The organism is Acidovorax sp. LjRoot66, assembly GCF_964253305.1.
In the GTDB taxonomy this organism is placed as follows: domain Bacteria; phylum Pseudomonadota; class Gammaproteobacteria; order Burkholderiales; family Burkholderiaceae_C; genus Acidovorax.
On record NZ_CAXUQU020000001.1, the window covers coordinates 422,053 to 435,402 of the forward strand.

Genomic DNA, 13,350 nt, shown 5'->3' on the forward strand with positions numbered 1-13,350 from the left:
TTACTTGAGCAGGCCTTCAGCCTTCATGGCTTCCTGCACGGCAGGGCGGGCGGCCACGCGGTCGCGGTAGGCGGCCAGGTGGGTGAAGGCCGAGATGTCCACGTTGGTGGGCTTGGCCCAGTTGGTCACGGTGAACAGGTAGCCGTCGGCGACGGTGAACTGTTCGCCCATCAGGTACTGCTTGTCGGCCAGCTGGCCGTCCACCCACTGCAGGCGCTGCAGCAGCTTGTCGCGCGCGATGGTCTTGTATTCCTCGGGCGTGGCGGGGTTGAACAGGGGGCTGAAGCCCTTGTGGATCTCGGTGCCGATGAAGGTCAGCCATTCCTGCAGGCGGTAGCGCTGCAGCGAGCCGTTCTGGGGGGCCAGCATCTTCAGCGGCACCTGGTCGGCGATGTACTGCAGGATGGCCGGGCCTTCGCGCAGGCGCGTGCCGTCGTCCAGCTCCAGCAGGGGTACGTAGCCCAGCGGATTGATGGTGTAGTAGTCGGTGCCGTCCTGCAGCTTGTGGCTCTTGGTGCTGGCCAGCACGGGCGTGAACGCCAGGCCCGCTTCATGCAATGCGATGTGCGGAGACAGGGAGCAGGCGCCAGGAGAGTAGTAGAGTTTCATTGTGGGTCCTCTGGGTTGGATACGGCGGGAACCCCCGATCCTATGCGCTGCTCCCGCTTTTTGCATGACCCGGGCGGTAAAGCCGCCCGGGTTGCCCGGGGCAAGTGTCAGCTGTCGTAACCAGGCGCGTCGCGCTGCGCCTTGCGCAACAGCGAGGGCCAGACAAAGGCACCGCCCAGGCCACCGGTCTGCACGCGCATGGCCTGGGCCACGCCACTCACGATCTGCGGGTCCAACGGGTTGAGCTCGCCGCCGGCCTGGGCGTCGATCTGGATGCGGCAGGTGTTCTCGAAGGTGTACATCGACAGGAAGGCGTCGGCAATCGACTTGCCCACCGTGAGCAGCCCGTGGTTGCGCAGCATGAGGAAGTTGGCCTCGCCCAGGTCAGCCTGCAGGCGCGGCTTTTCCTCGTCGCGAAAGGCCACGCCCTCGTAGCCGTGGTAGGCCAGCGAGGCGAGCACGAAGGTGCTCTGCTGGCTGATGGGCAGCACGCCGCATTTCTGCGCGCTCACCGCCACGCCGGCGCGGGTGTGGGTGTGCAGCACGCACTGGGCATCGTGCCGGGCCTCGTGCACGGCGCTGTGGATCACGAAACCGGCCGGGTTCACCGGGAAGGGCGAGTCGTGCAGCTTGTTGCACTGCATGTCGACCTTGATCAGGCTCGATGCCGTGATCTCGTCGAACATCAGTCCGTAGGGGTTGATCAGGAACTGGTGCTCGGGGCCCGACACCGACTCGGGCAGCTTGGCGCTGATGTGGGTGAACACCAGGTCGCTCCAGCCGTACAGTGCCACCAGGCGGTAGCAGGCGGCCAGGTCGCAGCGCAGCTGCCATTCTTCGGGGCTGACGCTTTCTTGCAGGGAGGGGATGGCGATCATGGGGTGTGTCTCCTGGAGTTGTGGGTATCGGAAGGCCCACTGTAGGCCGCCTGCAGCCCTTGGACTGTCCGGCAGGCTACACAACGGAGCTGTTTCCTGGGGCATTCCCGCAATGTCGCGGGCATTCCATTTCGCCGTGCGCACCTCCAATCGCCACGCGGCAGGCGTCCCTACAGTCGATTCACCCCATCGCACGATGGGAGGGAACCACCACCGGACTTCTGGAGATCACCACCATGCCAACACTCAAAATCGCGAGGCTGCTGGCCTCGTTCGCGGCCGCCACCTGTCTGTCCGCCCTGGGGCTTTCGGCCCATGCCCTGGAGACCGTGGACAAGGGCGCCTTCACCATCGCCTTCTCGGGCGACATGCCGGGCACGGGCTACCAGGACGGCCGGATGGTGGGCTACGACGGCGAAATCCTGCAGCGCGTCGCCGAGGCGTTGCAGCTCAAGGTCAAGCCGGCGCTGATGGAGTGGTCGGGCACCATCGCCTCGGTGCAATCGAAGCGCGTGGACGTGATGGCCGGCACCATGGGCTGGACGGAACAGCGCTCGAAGATCATGGCGCTGAGCGACCCCATCCACTACTTCAAGAACGGCATCACGCAGTCCGACAAGACCGACTGGAGCAAGTTGAAGGACCTGGAGGGCAAGAAGGTCGGCACGATCACGGGCTTCTCGTTCATCCCCGAGCTGCGCAAGATCAGTGGCCTGCAGCTGGCGCTGTACGACACCTCGGACGCGGCCGTGCGCGACCTGCTGGCCGGGCGCATCGACGCGGTGATCGGCGACCCGCCGGTGATGCAGTACGCGATCTCGCAGAACCCGCAGTGGAAGATCAAGTTCAACGCCTTCAGCGATGCCTCGCCCGACTACCCGCTGCTCACCGGCCCGGGGCAGGTGGTATTCGGCCTGAACAAGGACAACCCCGAGCTTCTCAAGGCGGTCAACACCGAGATCGCCAAACTCTGGCAGACCTGCGAGCTGCGCAAGATCGGCAAGACCTACGGCCTGGTGCAGGACGTCTGGTACATCCCGGTGGGCCAGAACGCCCGGGCCGGCGTGGACCGCGCGGCAGACTGGAAGCTGCCTTCCTGCAAGTGAGCTTTTGAGACCCTGGCGAGCCGCGTGCATGCCCCTGGGAACGCATGCGGCGTTCTTGCTTCAGGCCTCCACGGTGCCGGCCTGCAGCGCCTTGCGCATGCGCCCCGGCGGCATGCCGTACAGCTGCTGGAAGTGCCGGATGAAGTGCGAGGCATCGGAAAAGCCGCACTCGTAGGCGATGGTGATCACCGGCAGGTCGGTGCTGGTGAGCATCCAGCGCGCGTACTTGAGGCGCGCGTTGCGGTAGAACTCCGACGGCGTGGTGCGCGTCTCGGCCAGGAAGACGCGCTCGAGCTGGCGGCTGCTCGAATCCACGAGTCGCGCGATGACCGCGATCTCCAGCGGCGTGCCGATGTTCTTTTCCATCAGCACGATGGCCTGGCGCAGCTTGTCGTGGTCGGCCGTGCCGTAGCCCAGCGCATGGCGGCGCGCCACGTGGGTGCTGCTGGCGGCGGGGTTCACCGTCATCTGGTGGATGACCTTGGCCGCGCGGTCGGGCCCGCAATGCAGGCGCACCAGCTCGGCCGTGAGCTCCACGATGGAGATGCCGCCCGCGCAGCTGATGCGGTCGCCGTCGAACACGTAGTGGCAGTCCGTGCGGTAGTCCAGGGCCGGGAAGGCGGCCTTCCAGTCCTCCACATGGTAGGGGTGCACGCAGGCCTGGCGCCCGGCCATGAGCCCCGCGTGCGCCAGCGCGAAGGTGCCGGTGCAGATGCCGATCAGCGGCTTGCCCAGCGAGGCAGCGAAGTGCAGGAAGGCCTGGTAGCGCGGGCTCGCGGTGGGGATGGCGGGCAGCAGCCCGCCGATGACGGCGATGTAGTCGTAGTCGCATTCGGACGAGAGCGATTCCTGCACCGGCACGGCCACGCCGCAGCTGGCCTGAACCGATTGCCCCGGCACGCCGAGGATGGTCCACGAGCAGCGGATCTGCCGGCTCTGGTCGCCCACGTCGGCCGCGTGGCGCAGGCCATCGCACAGCCCGGCCAGCGACAGCAGCGGGAACTGCGGCCACAGCAGGATGCCCACGCGCAGCTCGGTGGCTGACGCGTGGGCGGGCCGCTTGCGCGTGGCGGCCGCCCGGGGTGAGGCGTCGAGCCGGCCGATCAGTGCACCAATGTCGCCTGCGTTCTGTGCACTGGCCTGGTGCGCGGCTGCACCAATCTCGTCAGAGAGGGCATCGGGGGGCGCTTTGGGTGGGGGCATCGGGTTTTCCCTGCATGTCGCATACGTTCAATATAGCGGCGACCGCCTGCAATGAACAGAGGGTCGGTATTCCTAGCATGGAGGCACTGGGTATCGAGGGGTGCGGCTGCAAGGACCGTGCCGCGGCACCCGCAGTTTTGTCTGGAGAACCATGTGAACCATCCCCTGCTTCAAGTCAGCGGCCTCAGGAAGAGCTACGGCCCGGCCGAAGTGCTCAAGGGCATTTCCTTCGACCTGCAAAAGGGTGAGACGCTTTCGCTGATCGGGCCCAGCGGCTCGGGCAAGTCCACCTGCCTGCGCTGCCTGAACTTCCTCGAAAAGCCCCAGGCCGGCGAGGTGCTGCTCAAGTCGAAGCGCATCGGCCAGTTGCCTGACCGCAAGGGGGGCTGGCGCTTCATGACCGACACCGAACTGGCGCCACAGCGCCGCGAGATCGGCATGGTGTTCCAGCTGTTCTACCTGTGGCCGCACCTCACCGTGCGTGAGAACGTGGCGCTGGCCTCCATCAAGGCCGCCGGCATGCGGCGCGACGAGGCCCATGCGCTGGCCGAGGAGATGCTCGACAAGGTGCACCTGCGCCATAAGGCCGATGCCTACCCCGAGCAGCTCTCGGGCGGGCAGCAGCAGCGTGTGGCGATTGCGCGCACGCTGGCACAGAAGCCCAAGCTGATCCTCTTCGATGAGCCGACCTCGGCGCTGGACCCGGAGCTGGTGGGCGAGGTGCTGGGCGTCATCCGCGAGCTGGCCGAGGAGGGCCGCTCGATGATCCTGGTGACGCACGAGATCCGCTTTGCGCGCGACGTGGCCGACCGCGTGATCTTCATGGACGGCGGGCATGTGGTGGAAGAAGGACTCGCTGCCCAGGTGATCGACCAGCCGCGCATGGAGCGCACGCGCAGCTTCCTCGGCCAGGTGGGGGCATGAGCATGCCTGGCATCGACACCTTCACTCTGATCGTGGCCACGCTGGCACGGGGCGCGCTCACGGCCGGGCAGGTGGCCCTGGGCGCCGGCCTGCTGGCGGCCAGCCTGGGCCTGCTGCTGGCGCTGGCCGTGGTCTTCGTGCGCCAGCGTCTGCTGCAGCTGGCCATTGCGGCCTATGTGGAATGGATGCGCAACGTGCCGGCACTGGCGCACCTGTTCGTGCTGTACTTCGGCCTGGCGTCCGTGGGGGTGCGGCTGTCGCCACTGACCGCTGCGGTGCTCGGCTTGGGCCTGGTGGGCGCGGCGGTTCTGTGCGACGTGTTCGCGGCCGGCCTGCGCTGTCTGCATGCGGGCCAGCGCGAGGCCGCCCTGGCCGTGGGCCTGACGCCCGCGCAGGCGCTGCGCAGCGTGCTGCTGCCGCAGATGCTGCGCGTGACGCTGCCCTCGCTGGGCAACTACGCGAGCCAGCTGGTCAAGGACACGTCCATCGCCTCGGCCATCGCGGCGCCCGAGGTGATGTTTTACGCGCGCAACCTGGTCACCTCGACCTTCGAGACGCCGCTGATCTACCTGACCGCCATGCTGCTGTATGCGGCCATGGTGCTGCCCATCAGCTGGGCCTTTGCGCGGCTGGAACGCCGCACGGCAGGGGGTGCGCGATGAACGCCTTTCTCGCGCCCTATGCCGAGTACCTGGCCGAGTGGTGGCCGCGCCTGGCGCAGGCGGCGTGCGTCACGGCCGAGCTCTCGGCCATCGGCTTCGCCATCGCACTGGTGCTCGGCGCCTTGCTGGTGTGGATGCTGCGCAGTGGTGTGGCACTGCTGCGCCACGGGGCCAACGGCTTTATCCAACTGCTGCGCGCGGTGCCGCTGCTGGCATTGCTGCTGGCCATCTACTTCGCGCTGCCGGCGGCCGGCATCACGCTGCCGGGCTACTGGGCGGGGGCCATTGGCCTCGGGGTGCACGGCTCGGCCTACGTGGCCGAGGTGCTGCGCGGCGGCCTGAAATCCGTGCACGGCGGGCAGCGCGAGGCGGGGCTGGCCGCGGGGCTCACGCCGCGCCAGGTGTTCCTGCACGTCACTCTGCCGCAAGCCCTGCGGGTGATGCTGCCGCCGCTGCTCAACAGCTACGTCGCGCTGCTCAAGGACAGCTCGCTGTGCGCGCTGATCGCCACCAACGAGCTGATGCTCACGGCCAAGGCCATGTCCAGCGAGTACTTCCTGCCGCTGCACATCTTCATCCTGGTGGGGCTGCTGTATTTCGCCATCGCCTTTCCCCTGTCCATGCTGTCGCGGCTTCTGGAGCGCCGCCTGGCCCATGGGCGCCGCGCGGTGGGGGCGGCATGAATACCAAGAATTCCATGGCATCCATGACCTATGCGCCGCTGGAGCAACTGGCCCAGGCCATCGCCTGCGGAGAACTGTCGAGCGAGGCGCTGCTCGAATCCCAACTTGCGCGCATCGCGCAGCACGGCGGCCGCCTGCATGCCTTCACCGACGTCTATGCCGACGAGGCCCGTGCCGCCGCGCGCGGGCTGGACCAGATGGCGCGCGCGGGCATCCGCCTGGGCCCGCTGCACGGCGTGACGGTGGCCGTGAAGGACTTGTTCGAGGTCGAGGGCAAGCCGATTGCGGCGGGCTCCAAGGCGCGGCCGCCTCGCACCTCCACCGCCAGCGCGGCCGTGGTGGAACGCCTGCGTGCGGCCGGCGCGGTGGTGATCGGCAAGACGCACACCGTGGAGTTCGCCTTTGGCGGCTGGGGCACCAATGCGGCCATGGGCACGCCCTGGAACCCCTGGGACCTGCGCACCCACCGCACGCCCGGCGGCAGCAGCAGCGGTTCGGCCGTGGCGCTGGCGGCGGGCCTGTGCACGGCCAGCATAGGCACGGACACGGGCGGCTCGGTGCGTATCCCTTCGGGGCTGTGCGGGGTGGTGGGCCTGAAAACCACGCGCGGGCTGATCAGCCGCCACGGGCTCATCGAGCTGTGCCCCACGCACGACACCGTGGGCCCGCTCACGCGCACGGTGCGCGACAGCGCCATTTTGCTGGACGTGCTCTCGGGCCCCGACCCGCGCGATGCCGTGTCGCTGCCGGTGCCTGCACGCGCGGTGCTGCCGCAGCTCGATGCCGCACGCGGTGTGGCCGGCATGCGCATGTGGGTGCTGCCCGAGGCCGAGCGCGTGGACATGGACCCCGAGGTGCTGGCCGCCTGCGACGAGGCCGTGCGCGTGCTGGAGGGCCTGGGCCTGCAGCGCGTGGAGCGCACGCTGCCGCAGAGCCTGGCCGAATCCATGCGCGTGGCAGGCAGCCTGATGAGCGCCGAGGGTTATGCGAACCTGGGCACGCTGTTCGAGCAGGAGGGGCTGGAGTTCGACCCGCATGTGCGCCGGCGCATCCTGCTCGGGCGCGATATCGGCGCGGCGCAGTACCTGCAGCTGCTCAGGCTGCGCGAGCAGGCCAAGGCCGAGATGCTGGCCGCGATGGACGGGATCGATGTCTGTGCCTTTCCGACCAATGCTATCGCCGCGATACCGCTCACCGAGGTGGACGAGCTGGCCACGCCGCTGTCGCGCTTCGGCCGCTTCGTGAACCTGCTGGACCTGTGCTCGGTGGCGGTGCCGGCGGGCTTTACGCGCCTGGGGCTGCCGGTGTCGCTGCAGTTCATTGCGCGGCCGTTCGACGAGGCCACGGCCTTGCGCGTGGGCCATGCCTTCGAGCAGGCGACGCGCTGGTACCTGGCGGTGCCGCCGGGGCTGGGCTAGGGAGTGAGCCATGTATGCACGTGTTCTCGCGAAGTCCCTGTCGGTCCTGATCGTGCTGGCCCTGCTGGGCCCTCTGGCCCATGCCCAGGGCACGGGCGGCGCACTGGCCCGCATCGCGCGCAGCGGCACGGTGCACGTGGGCTATATCCCCACGCCCGGCACCTTTGCCTTTCGCGATGCGGCGGGCAATACCGTGGGCTATTCGATCGCCGTGTGCAACAAGGTCATGGAGGCGCTGCGCAAACAGCTGGGCCTGCCGGACCTGCGCGTGGCGTTCCGCCCGCTGGAGGCGGCGCAGCGCATCCCGCTGCTTGCGGCCGGCCGCATCGACATCGAGTGCGGGGGCAACACCAACACCGTTGGCCGGCAAAAGGAGGTGGACTTTTCGCACACGCTGTTCACCACGGGTGTGCGCTTTCTCGCGCGCCAGTCGGTGCAGCTCGACGGGGTGCCCAGCCTGTGGCGGCGGCGCATTGCCGTGAGCCGGGGCACGACGGCGCAGGAGACGCTGCAGCGCGTGGAGCGTGAGCAGGAGATCGCCGTGACCCTGGTGGCCACCGACGCCGAGGGCGTGCGCCTGGTGGAGCGGGGCCAGGTCGATGCCTTCGCGCAGGACGATGTGCTGCTCTACGGCCTCATCGCATCATCGCCGCTGCGCGACGAGCTGCATGTGACCGGCCGCCACCTCACCGTGGAGCCCTATGCCTTCATGCTGCCCAAGGACGACCTGCCGCTGCGCGAGGTGGTGGACCGCACGGTGCTGGGCCTCATGCACTCGGGCGAGCTGGCGGCGCTGTACCGCCAGTGGTTCGACACGGCCACGCTGCGCATCCCGATGAGCGCGCACATGCGCGAGAACATCCGCTACCCCAACAAGTACGGCATTCCCTGAGTCCCGTGCCGGTGTTGCTCGCGTCGGGCCGCCGCAGCGGCCGCTCGGGCGCTCAGCTGCGGTGGCGCGGCAGGCGCACGGCGACCTCGGTGCCCTGGCCGGCTGCGCTGTGCAGCGCGACGCGGCCCTGGTTCTGCTCGACCAGGGTGCGCACGATCCACAGGCCCAGGCCCGCGCCGTCCTGCCCGGCCACGCCGGCGCTGCCCTGCCAGCCGCGCTCGAAGGCGCAGGACTGCTCGGCCTCGCCCATGCCGGGACCATCGTCGGTGACCCGGATGACGATGCTGTCGGCGGTCTCCGTCGCGCTGAGGGAGACGGTGCTGCCCGCCGGGCAGTACTTGAGGCAGTTGCCGATCAGGTTGCACAGCACGCGCAGCAGCTGGGCGTAGTCCACGAAGACCTCGCCGGTCTGCCCGGGCACCAGGTGCAGGTGGATGCCGGCGCGCTCGGCCACCATGCCCATGGCGTCTGCCGCATCGGCCAGCAGCCGGGTCGGTGCGATGGTCTCGCACAAGGTGCGTTCGCGGCTGTCGACGGCATGGGTGGAGAGCAGGTCGTCCACCAGGCGTTTCATGGAGGTGATGGCGCCTTCGATGCGGCGGATGGCCGGCAGCGAGGGGGCATGGCCGGCGCGGGCGAGCACGGTGGTGTTCAGGCCCATCACCTGCAGCGGCGAGCGCAGGTCGTGCGCGACCACGGCGAGCAGCTCTTCGTTGGCCTTGGCCAGCGCATGGGCGCGTTCGGCATTGGCCTCGGACTCCTTGAGCGCGCTGCGCAGCTGGATCTCGCGCGCGGCGGCCTTGGCGAGCTGTACCAGGGTCTCGATCTCGGTCTCGGTCCAGGTGCGTGGCTGGTTGTCGATGACGCAGAAGCTGCCGATGGGCTGGCCATCGACGATGAGGGGCACGCCGACGTAGGCGCGCACGTCCAGGCTGTCGACGATGGGCACGGCACGCCACAGCGGGTCGGCGTGGGTGTCTCCGATCACCAGCGGATCGGTGCTGGCGATGGCGTAGTGGCAGAAGGTGCGGCCATGCACCTCGCGGGCAGAGGCCAGCTCTTGCGGAAAGCCGTGGGCGCTCTTGTAGAAGTCGCGCTCGGCGTCGACGATGGAAAGGAAGCTCGCGGGCGCGCCCACGAGGTTCACGGCCAGGCGGCTCATGGCGTCGAAGGCCTCCTCGGCCGGGCTGTCCAGCAGCGCCACGCTATGGACGGCGGCCAGCCGGCGGGGATCGGAGACCAGGGGGTCCAGTTGGGCCACCAGCTCCTGCGGGGCGATCGGCATGCCGGTCCTTTGCGCCAGGGGGCTCGCTGGGGTCCGAGGCAGGGCGCGCATCAGGATCCGGGCCGCACCACACCGGCCGGCCCCGTATTGTCGCCGACCTGGGTTCAGGGCGGGAAAACGCGCGCGTTCAGCCCGCCTGGACCGGGATGGGCGCGCGCATGCCTGCGTTGATCAGGTTCCAGGCGTTGATGACGCCGATGGCAAAGCCCAGCTCGGCGATTTCGGTGTCGTTGAACTGTGCCTTGAGCAGGGCGAACTCTGCGTCGCTGGCGTCGCTGTGCGGCGTGGCGGTGATGATCTCGGCCCAGCGCAAGGCGGTGCGCTCGCGCTCGCTGAAGAAGGGCGCTTCGCGCCAGCCGGCCACGGCGTTGAGGTGGCGCGGCTCCATGCCGTCCTTGACCAGATAGGTCCAGTGCATGTCCATGCAGTAGGCGCAGCCGTTGATCTGCGAGACGCGCAGGAAGACGAGTTCGGCCAGGCGGGCGCCGATGCTGCCCTTCTTGATGGTCTCGGACAGGTTCACGAGGCCCATGAAGGCCTTGTTGGCGAGCTGGTGGTAGGGCAGGCGGGCGGTGTGCTGGGACATGGTGGAAACTCCTGGTGGTGGTGATGAAGGGTGGAAACTGGAAGGCGCCGGGCCTTTCGTTGGCTTCCATACACTTCAAGACGCGTGGGCATGTGCCCTTGTGACAGCCGATCGCAAAAAAGTTTTCAGCCGAGTGTGAGCGGGATGCCCGCGAGCTTGTCCGGGTTGCGGATCGCGTAGATGGCGACGATGCGCTCGCCGTCGGTCACGATGGCCTGGGCCGATTCGAGCCGGCCGTCGATGTAGCGCAGCAGGCCCGGCTCGCCATTGATCAGCACCGGGCGGTAGACCACCTGCTCGGCCATGCGCCGCCACTGGGCCCAGAACAGGTTGGCGATGCGGAAGGCGCCCACCAGCGGGTGCGGGAAGGACTGCACCTTGCCACCGCCGTCACCGATGAGCATCGCGTCTTCGGACAGCAGGGCCTGTATGGCATCGCGCTGGCCGCTGTGGGCGGCGGCGATGAAGCGTTCGAGCAGCTGGTGGTGCACGCCCCGGGGCACCTCGAAGCGGGTGCGCGCCTGCTGCACGCGCTCGCTGGCGCGGTGCACCATCTGCCGACAGGTGGCCTCGGTCTTGCCCAGCTGGGCGGCGATCTCGGGGTAGTCGTAGTCGAACACCTGGCGCAGCAGAAAGGCGGCACGCTCCTCGGGCCCCAGGCGTTCGAGCACGTACAGGAAGGCGACCGAGAGTTCGCCCGCCAGCTCGGCCGCGGCCTCGGGCGTGTGCTCGTCGAGCTGCTCCACCAGCGGCTCGGGCAGCCACCAGCCGACATAGGCCTCGCGCTCAGCCTTGGCGGCACGCAGCCGGTCGATGGACAGGCGCGTGACCACGGTGACCAGCCAGGCCTCGGCCGACTGCAGGGTGCTGGTGTCCGCGTGGCTCCAGCGCAGCCAGGCGTCCTGCAGGGCGTCCTCGGCATCGGCACGCACGCCCAGCATGCGGTAGGCAATGCCGAACAGGCGCGGGCGCAGGGCGGTGAAGGTGTCATCGGCCTGGTAGGCCGGGGGCAGGGTGGTGGTCATGGCGCATCTCCAAGCGTAGTCTGGTCGATAACCAGACGCGCCAGGGGTCCGCTGTGTGACAGCCCGGAACCGCAAAATGCTCAGAGCGTCCTGCGCAGCGCCTCGAAGAACAGCTCGGACTGCAGGCGCTCGCCCATGGACTGCTCGCTGACGTGCTGCGCCAGCGCGGCGCTCGCCGGGGCCAGGGGGCGGCCGGTGGACTGCGCCAGCACCTGGGCCATGCAGGCGCGCTCCAGGTAGTAGAGGTCGTCGTAGGCGTAGTCGATGCGGTCGCCGCAGACCACCACGCCGTGGTTGCCGAGGAAGCCGATGTCCGCCGCCTGCAGCACGCCGGCGATGCGTTCGCCTTCGCGCACGTCGAGTGCGAAGCCGTTGTAGTGCGGGTCCACGGCCGTGCGGCCATGGAAGCGCATGGCGTTCTGCGAGAGCGTGGTGTCCAGGCAGCGGTCGGTGGTGAGCGTGAGCGCCGTGGCGTAGGGCATGTGGGTGTGCAGCACGCAGGCCTTCTTGCAGATGCGGTGGATCGCGGCATGGATGAACATGGCCGTGGGTTCCACCTCGTGGCGGCCAGCCAGGCGCTGGCCCTGTTCGTCGATGAGCACGATGTCCTCGGCCTGCACCTCGCTCCACATCAGGCCGCGCGGATTGAGCAGGAAGCGGCCCGAGCCATCGGGCAGTTCGACGCTGAAATGGTTGCACACGCCTTCGGACAGGCCGTGGTGGGCGGCGGCACGCAGGGCCAGGGCCAGGTCGTCGCGCAGGCGGCGCACCTCGGGTGCGTCGAAATCAAGGGCGGAAGGGGTCATCGGGGTTCCTGGGGTCGTGGGTTCATCCATTGTCATCCGTGCGACGGGCGTGCCATCCATGCAAGCTGGGCCTGCAGCACGCTGGCAGGGCTGCGGCCGGTGATGGCTTCGTAGACGCCCGGGGCGGTAGCGCCTTCGGTGCTGATCAGCAGCACGCGGGAGTCGGCGCCGAGGCCGGCCTGGGCGGCCAGCTCCGGGTTGGCCATGAGCGCGACCAGCCCGGCCAGGCTGGCGGCGCCCGATTCGCCGCTGAGCACGGGCATGTCGCCGGCGGCGCCACTGGCCAGGGTGCGCATGGCCTCCTCGGCCTGGGCGTCGCCCACCGTCATGAACAGGTCCACCGCAGGCTGCAGGAAGCGCCATGCCAGGGGCGAGGTCTCGCCGCAGGCCAGGCCCGCCATCACCGAGTCCACGCTGCCCGTGGCGCGGGCGGGCCGGCCAGCGATGGCGCTTTGCAGCAGGCAGTCGGCCTGCTCGGGCTCCACGGCGATGAAAGCCGGGCGTGCGGCGCCATCGCGCTCCCAGAAATGCGCCACGACGCCGGCGGCCAGGCCGCCCACGCCGCCCTGCAGCAGCACATGGGTGAAGGGACAGGCGCCATCGGTGCGTGCAGGGATCTGTTCGAGCAGCTCCTCGACCAGGATTCCGTAGCCCTGCATCACGTCGCGCGGAATCTCCTCGTAGCCGTCGTACGAGGTGTCGGAGACCACCCACCAGCCGTGGGCGCGGGCCAGGCGCTCGGCCTCCTGCACGGAATCGTCGTAGTTGCCGGCGATGCGCACGATCTCGGCGCCCAGCGCGCGGATGGGCTGCTCGCGCTCGGCGCTGACGTGGGCATGCAGCACGATGACGCAGCGGCAGCCGATGCTCTGCGCAGCAGCGGCCAGGGCCCGGCCGTGGTTGCCGTCGGTGGCGCTGATCACCGTGAAACCGGCAAGGGCCGACGCATGCCGGCCGGCGAGCAGGTCGGCGGGTGCCCAGGCTTCAGCGGGCCACTGGCGCCGCACCAGGCGCAGCAGCGCCACGGGCGCACCCAGTGCCTTGAAGCTGGCGAGCGGCGAGCGCACTGATTCGTCCTTCACATGGATCTGACCGAGCCCCAGTTGCCGCGCCAGGTGGGGCAGGGCGTGCAGCGGGGTGCTGCCAAGGCGCAGTTGCGTCCAGTCAGAGAGCCACTGGCGGCTTTCGTGGCCCTGGGCGAGGTTCATCACACGCTGCAGGTCAGGGTCGTAGGGGCGGCGTGTGGCCTGGGGGTTGGTGAACAGCATGGGAT

The 13,350-nt window shown here is 69.0% G+C and carries 14 protein-coding genes; 6 read left to right on the top strand and 8 right to left on the bottom strand.

Annotation, left to right across the window (positions count from 1 at the left end):
• Nucleotides 1–609 (bottom strand): glutathione transferase GstA, encoded by a 609-nt coding sequence (gene gstA, locus ACSQ3Y_RS01965; RefSeq protein WP_057200413.1) that lies wholly within the window; start codon nt 607–609, stop codon nt 1–3.
• Nucleotides 610–716: 107 nt separating this feature from the next.
• On the bottom strand, nt 717–1,487 hold the full coding sequence (locus ACSQ3Y_RS01970) for a class II aldolase/adducin family protein (RefSeq protein WP_436176270.1): 771 nt from the start codon (nt 1,485–1,487) through the stop codon (nt 717–719).
• A gap of 236 nt (nt 1,488–1,723) precedes the next feature.
• Between ACSQ3Y_RS01970 and ACSQ3Y_RS01975 the strand changes: the two genes are divergently transcribed.
• Nucleotides 1,724–2,593: an ABC transporter substrate-binding protein gene (locus tag ACSQ3Y_RS01975; RefSeq protein WP_436176271.1), complete on the top strand. Its 870-nt coding sequence runs from the start codon at nt 1,724–1,726 to the stop codon at nt 2,591–2,593.
• A 60-nt stretch (nt 2,594–2,653) separates the two neighbouring features.
• On the opposite strand, the gene ACSQ3Y_RS01980 is transcribed toward ACSQ3Y_RS01975, so the two are convergent.
• Nucleotides 2,654–3,796 (bottom strand): GlxA family transcriptional regulator, encoded by a 1,143-nt coding sequence (locus ACSQ3Y_RS01980; protein WP_436176272.1) that lies wholly within the window; start codon nt 3,794–3,796, stop codon nt 2,654–2,656.
• A 153-nt stretch (nt 3,797–3,949) separates the two neighbouring features.
• Between ACSQ3Y_RS01980 and ACSQ3Y_RS01985 the strand changes: the two genes are divergently transcribed.
• Genes ACSQ3Y_RS01985 through ACSQ3Y_RS02005 form a run of 5 tightly spaced genes read left to right on the top strand, consistent with a single transcriptional unit; the run spans nt 3,950 to nt 8,375 of the window.
• Entirely contained in the window at nt 3,950–4,720 is a 771-nt protein-coding gene (locus ACSQ3Y_RS01985; protein WP_436176273.1) for an amino acid ABC transporter ATP-binding protein, read from the top strand.
• Entirely contained in the window at nt 4,717–5,382 is a 666-nt protein-coding gene (locus tag ACSQ3Y_RS01990; protein ID WP_436176274.1) for an amino acid ABC transporter permease, read from the top strand. The genes ACSQ3Y_RS01985 and ACSQ3Y_RS01990 overlap by 4 nt, the downstream gene beginning before the upstream one ends.
• A complete protein-coding gene (locus tag ACSQ3Y_RS01995) occupies nt 5,379–6,065 on the top strand; it encodes an amino acid ABC transporter permease (protein WP_436176275.1) in 687 nt (228 codons plus the stop codon). The genes ACSQ3Y_RS01990 and ACSQ3Y_RS01995 overlap by 4 nt, the downstream gene beginning before the upstream one ends.
• A gap of 14 nt (nt 6,066–6,079) precedes the next feature.
• Entirely contained in the window at nt 6,080–7,483 is a 1,404-nt protein-coding gene (locus ACSQ3Y_RS02000) for an amidase (RefSeq protein WP_436176276.1), read from the top strand.
• 10 nt (nt 7,484–7,493) lie between these two features.
• Nucleotides 7,494–8,375: an amino acid ABC transporter substrate-binding protein gene (locus ACSQ3Y_RS02005; protein ID WP_057200404.1), complete on the top strand. Its 882-nt coding sequence runs from the start codon at nt 7,494–7,496 to the stop codon at nt 8,373–8,375.
• 52 nt (nt 8,376–8,427) lie between these two features.
• Here ACSQ3Y_RS02005 and ACSQ3Y_RS02010 read toward each other — a convergent pair whose 3' ends face one another.
• From ACSQ3Y_RS02010 to ACSQ3Y_RS02030, 5 genes are all read right to left on the bottom strand, one after another.
• Nucleotides 8,428–9,660: a GAF domain-containing sensor histidine kinase gene (locus ACSQ3Y_RS02010; RefSeq protein WP_057200403.1), complete on the bottom strand. Its 1,233-nt coding sequence runs from the start codon at nt 9,658–9,660 to the stop codon at nt 8,428–8,430.
• 127 nt (nt 9,661–9,787) lie between these two features.
• A complete protein-coding gene (locus ACSQ3Y_RS02015; RefSeq protein WP_057200402.1) occupies nt 9,788–10,246 on the bottom strand; it encodes a carboxymuconolactone decarboxylase family protein in 459 nt (152 codons plus the stop codon).
• A gap of 125 nt (nt 10,247–10,371) precedes the next feature.
• Nucleotides 10,372–11,271 carry an RNA polymerase sigma-70 factor gene (locus ACSQ3Y_RS02020; protein ID WP_436176277.1) on the bottom strand — a complete coding sequence of 300 codons (900 nt, stop codon included), beginning with the start codon at nt 11,269–11,271 and terminating at the stop codon, nt 10,372–10,374.
• An 80-nt stretch (nt 11,272–11,351) separates the two neighbouring features.
• A complete protein-coding gene (locus ACSQ3Y_RS02025) occupies nt 11,352–12,077 on the bottom strand; it encodes an aldolase (RefSeq protein WP_057266841.1) in 726 nt (241 codons plus the stop codon).
• Between the two features lie 32 nt (nt 12,078–12,109).
• Nucleotides 12,110–13,345, bottom strand: coding sequence for a diaminopropionate ammonia-lyase (locus ACSQ3Y_RS02030; protein WP_436176278.1), 1,236 nt, complete (start codon nt 13,343–13,345; stop codon nt 12,110–12,112).
• Nucleotides 13,346–13,350 lie beyond the last annotated feature (5 nt).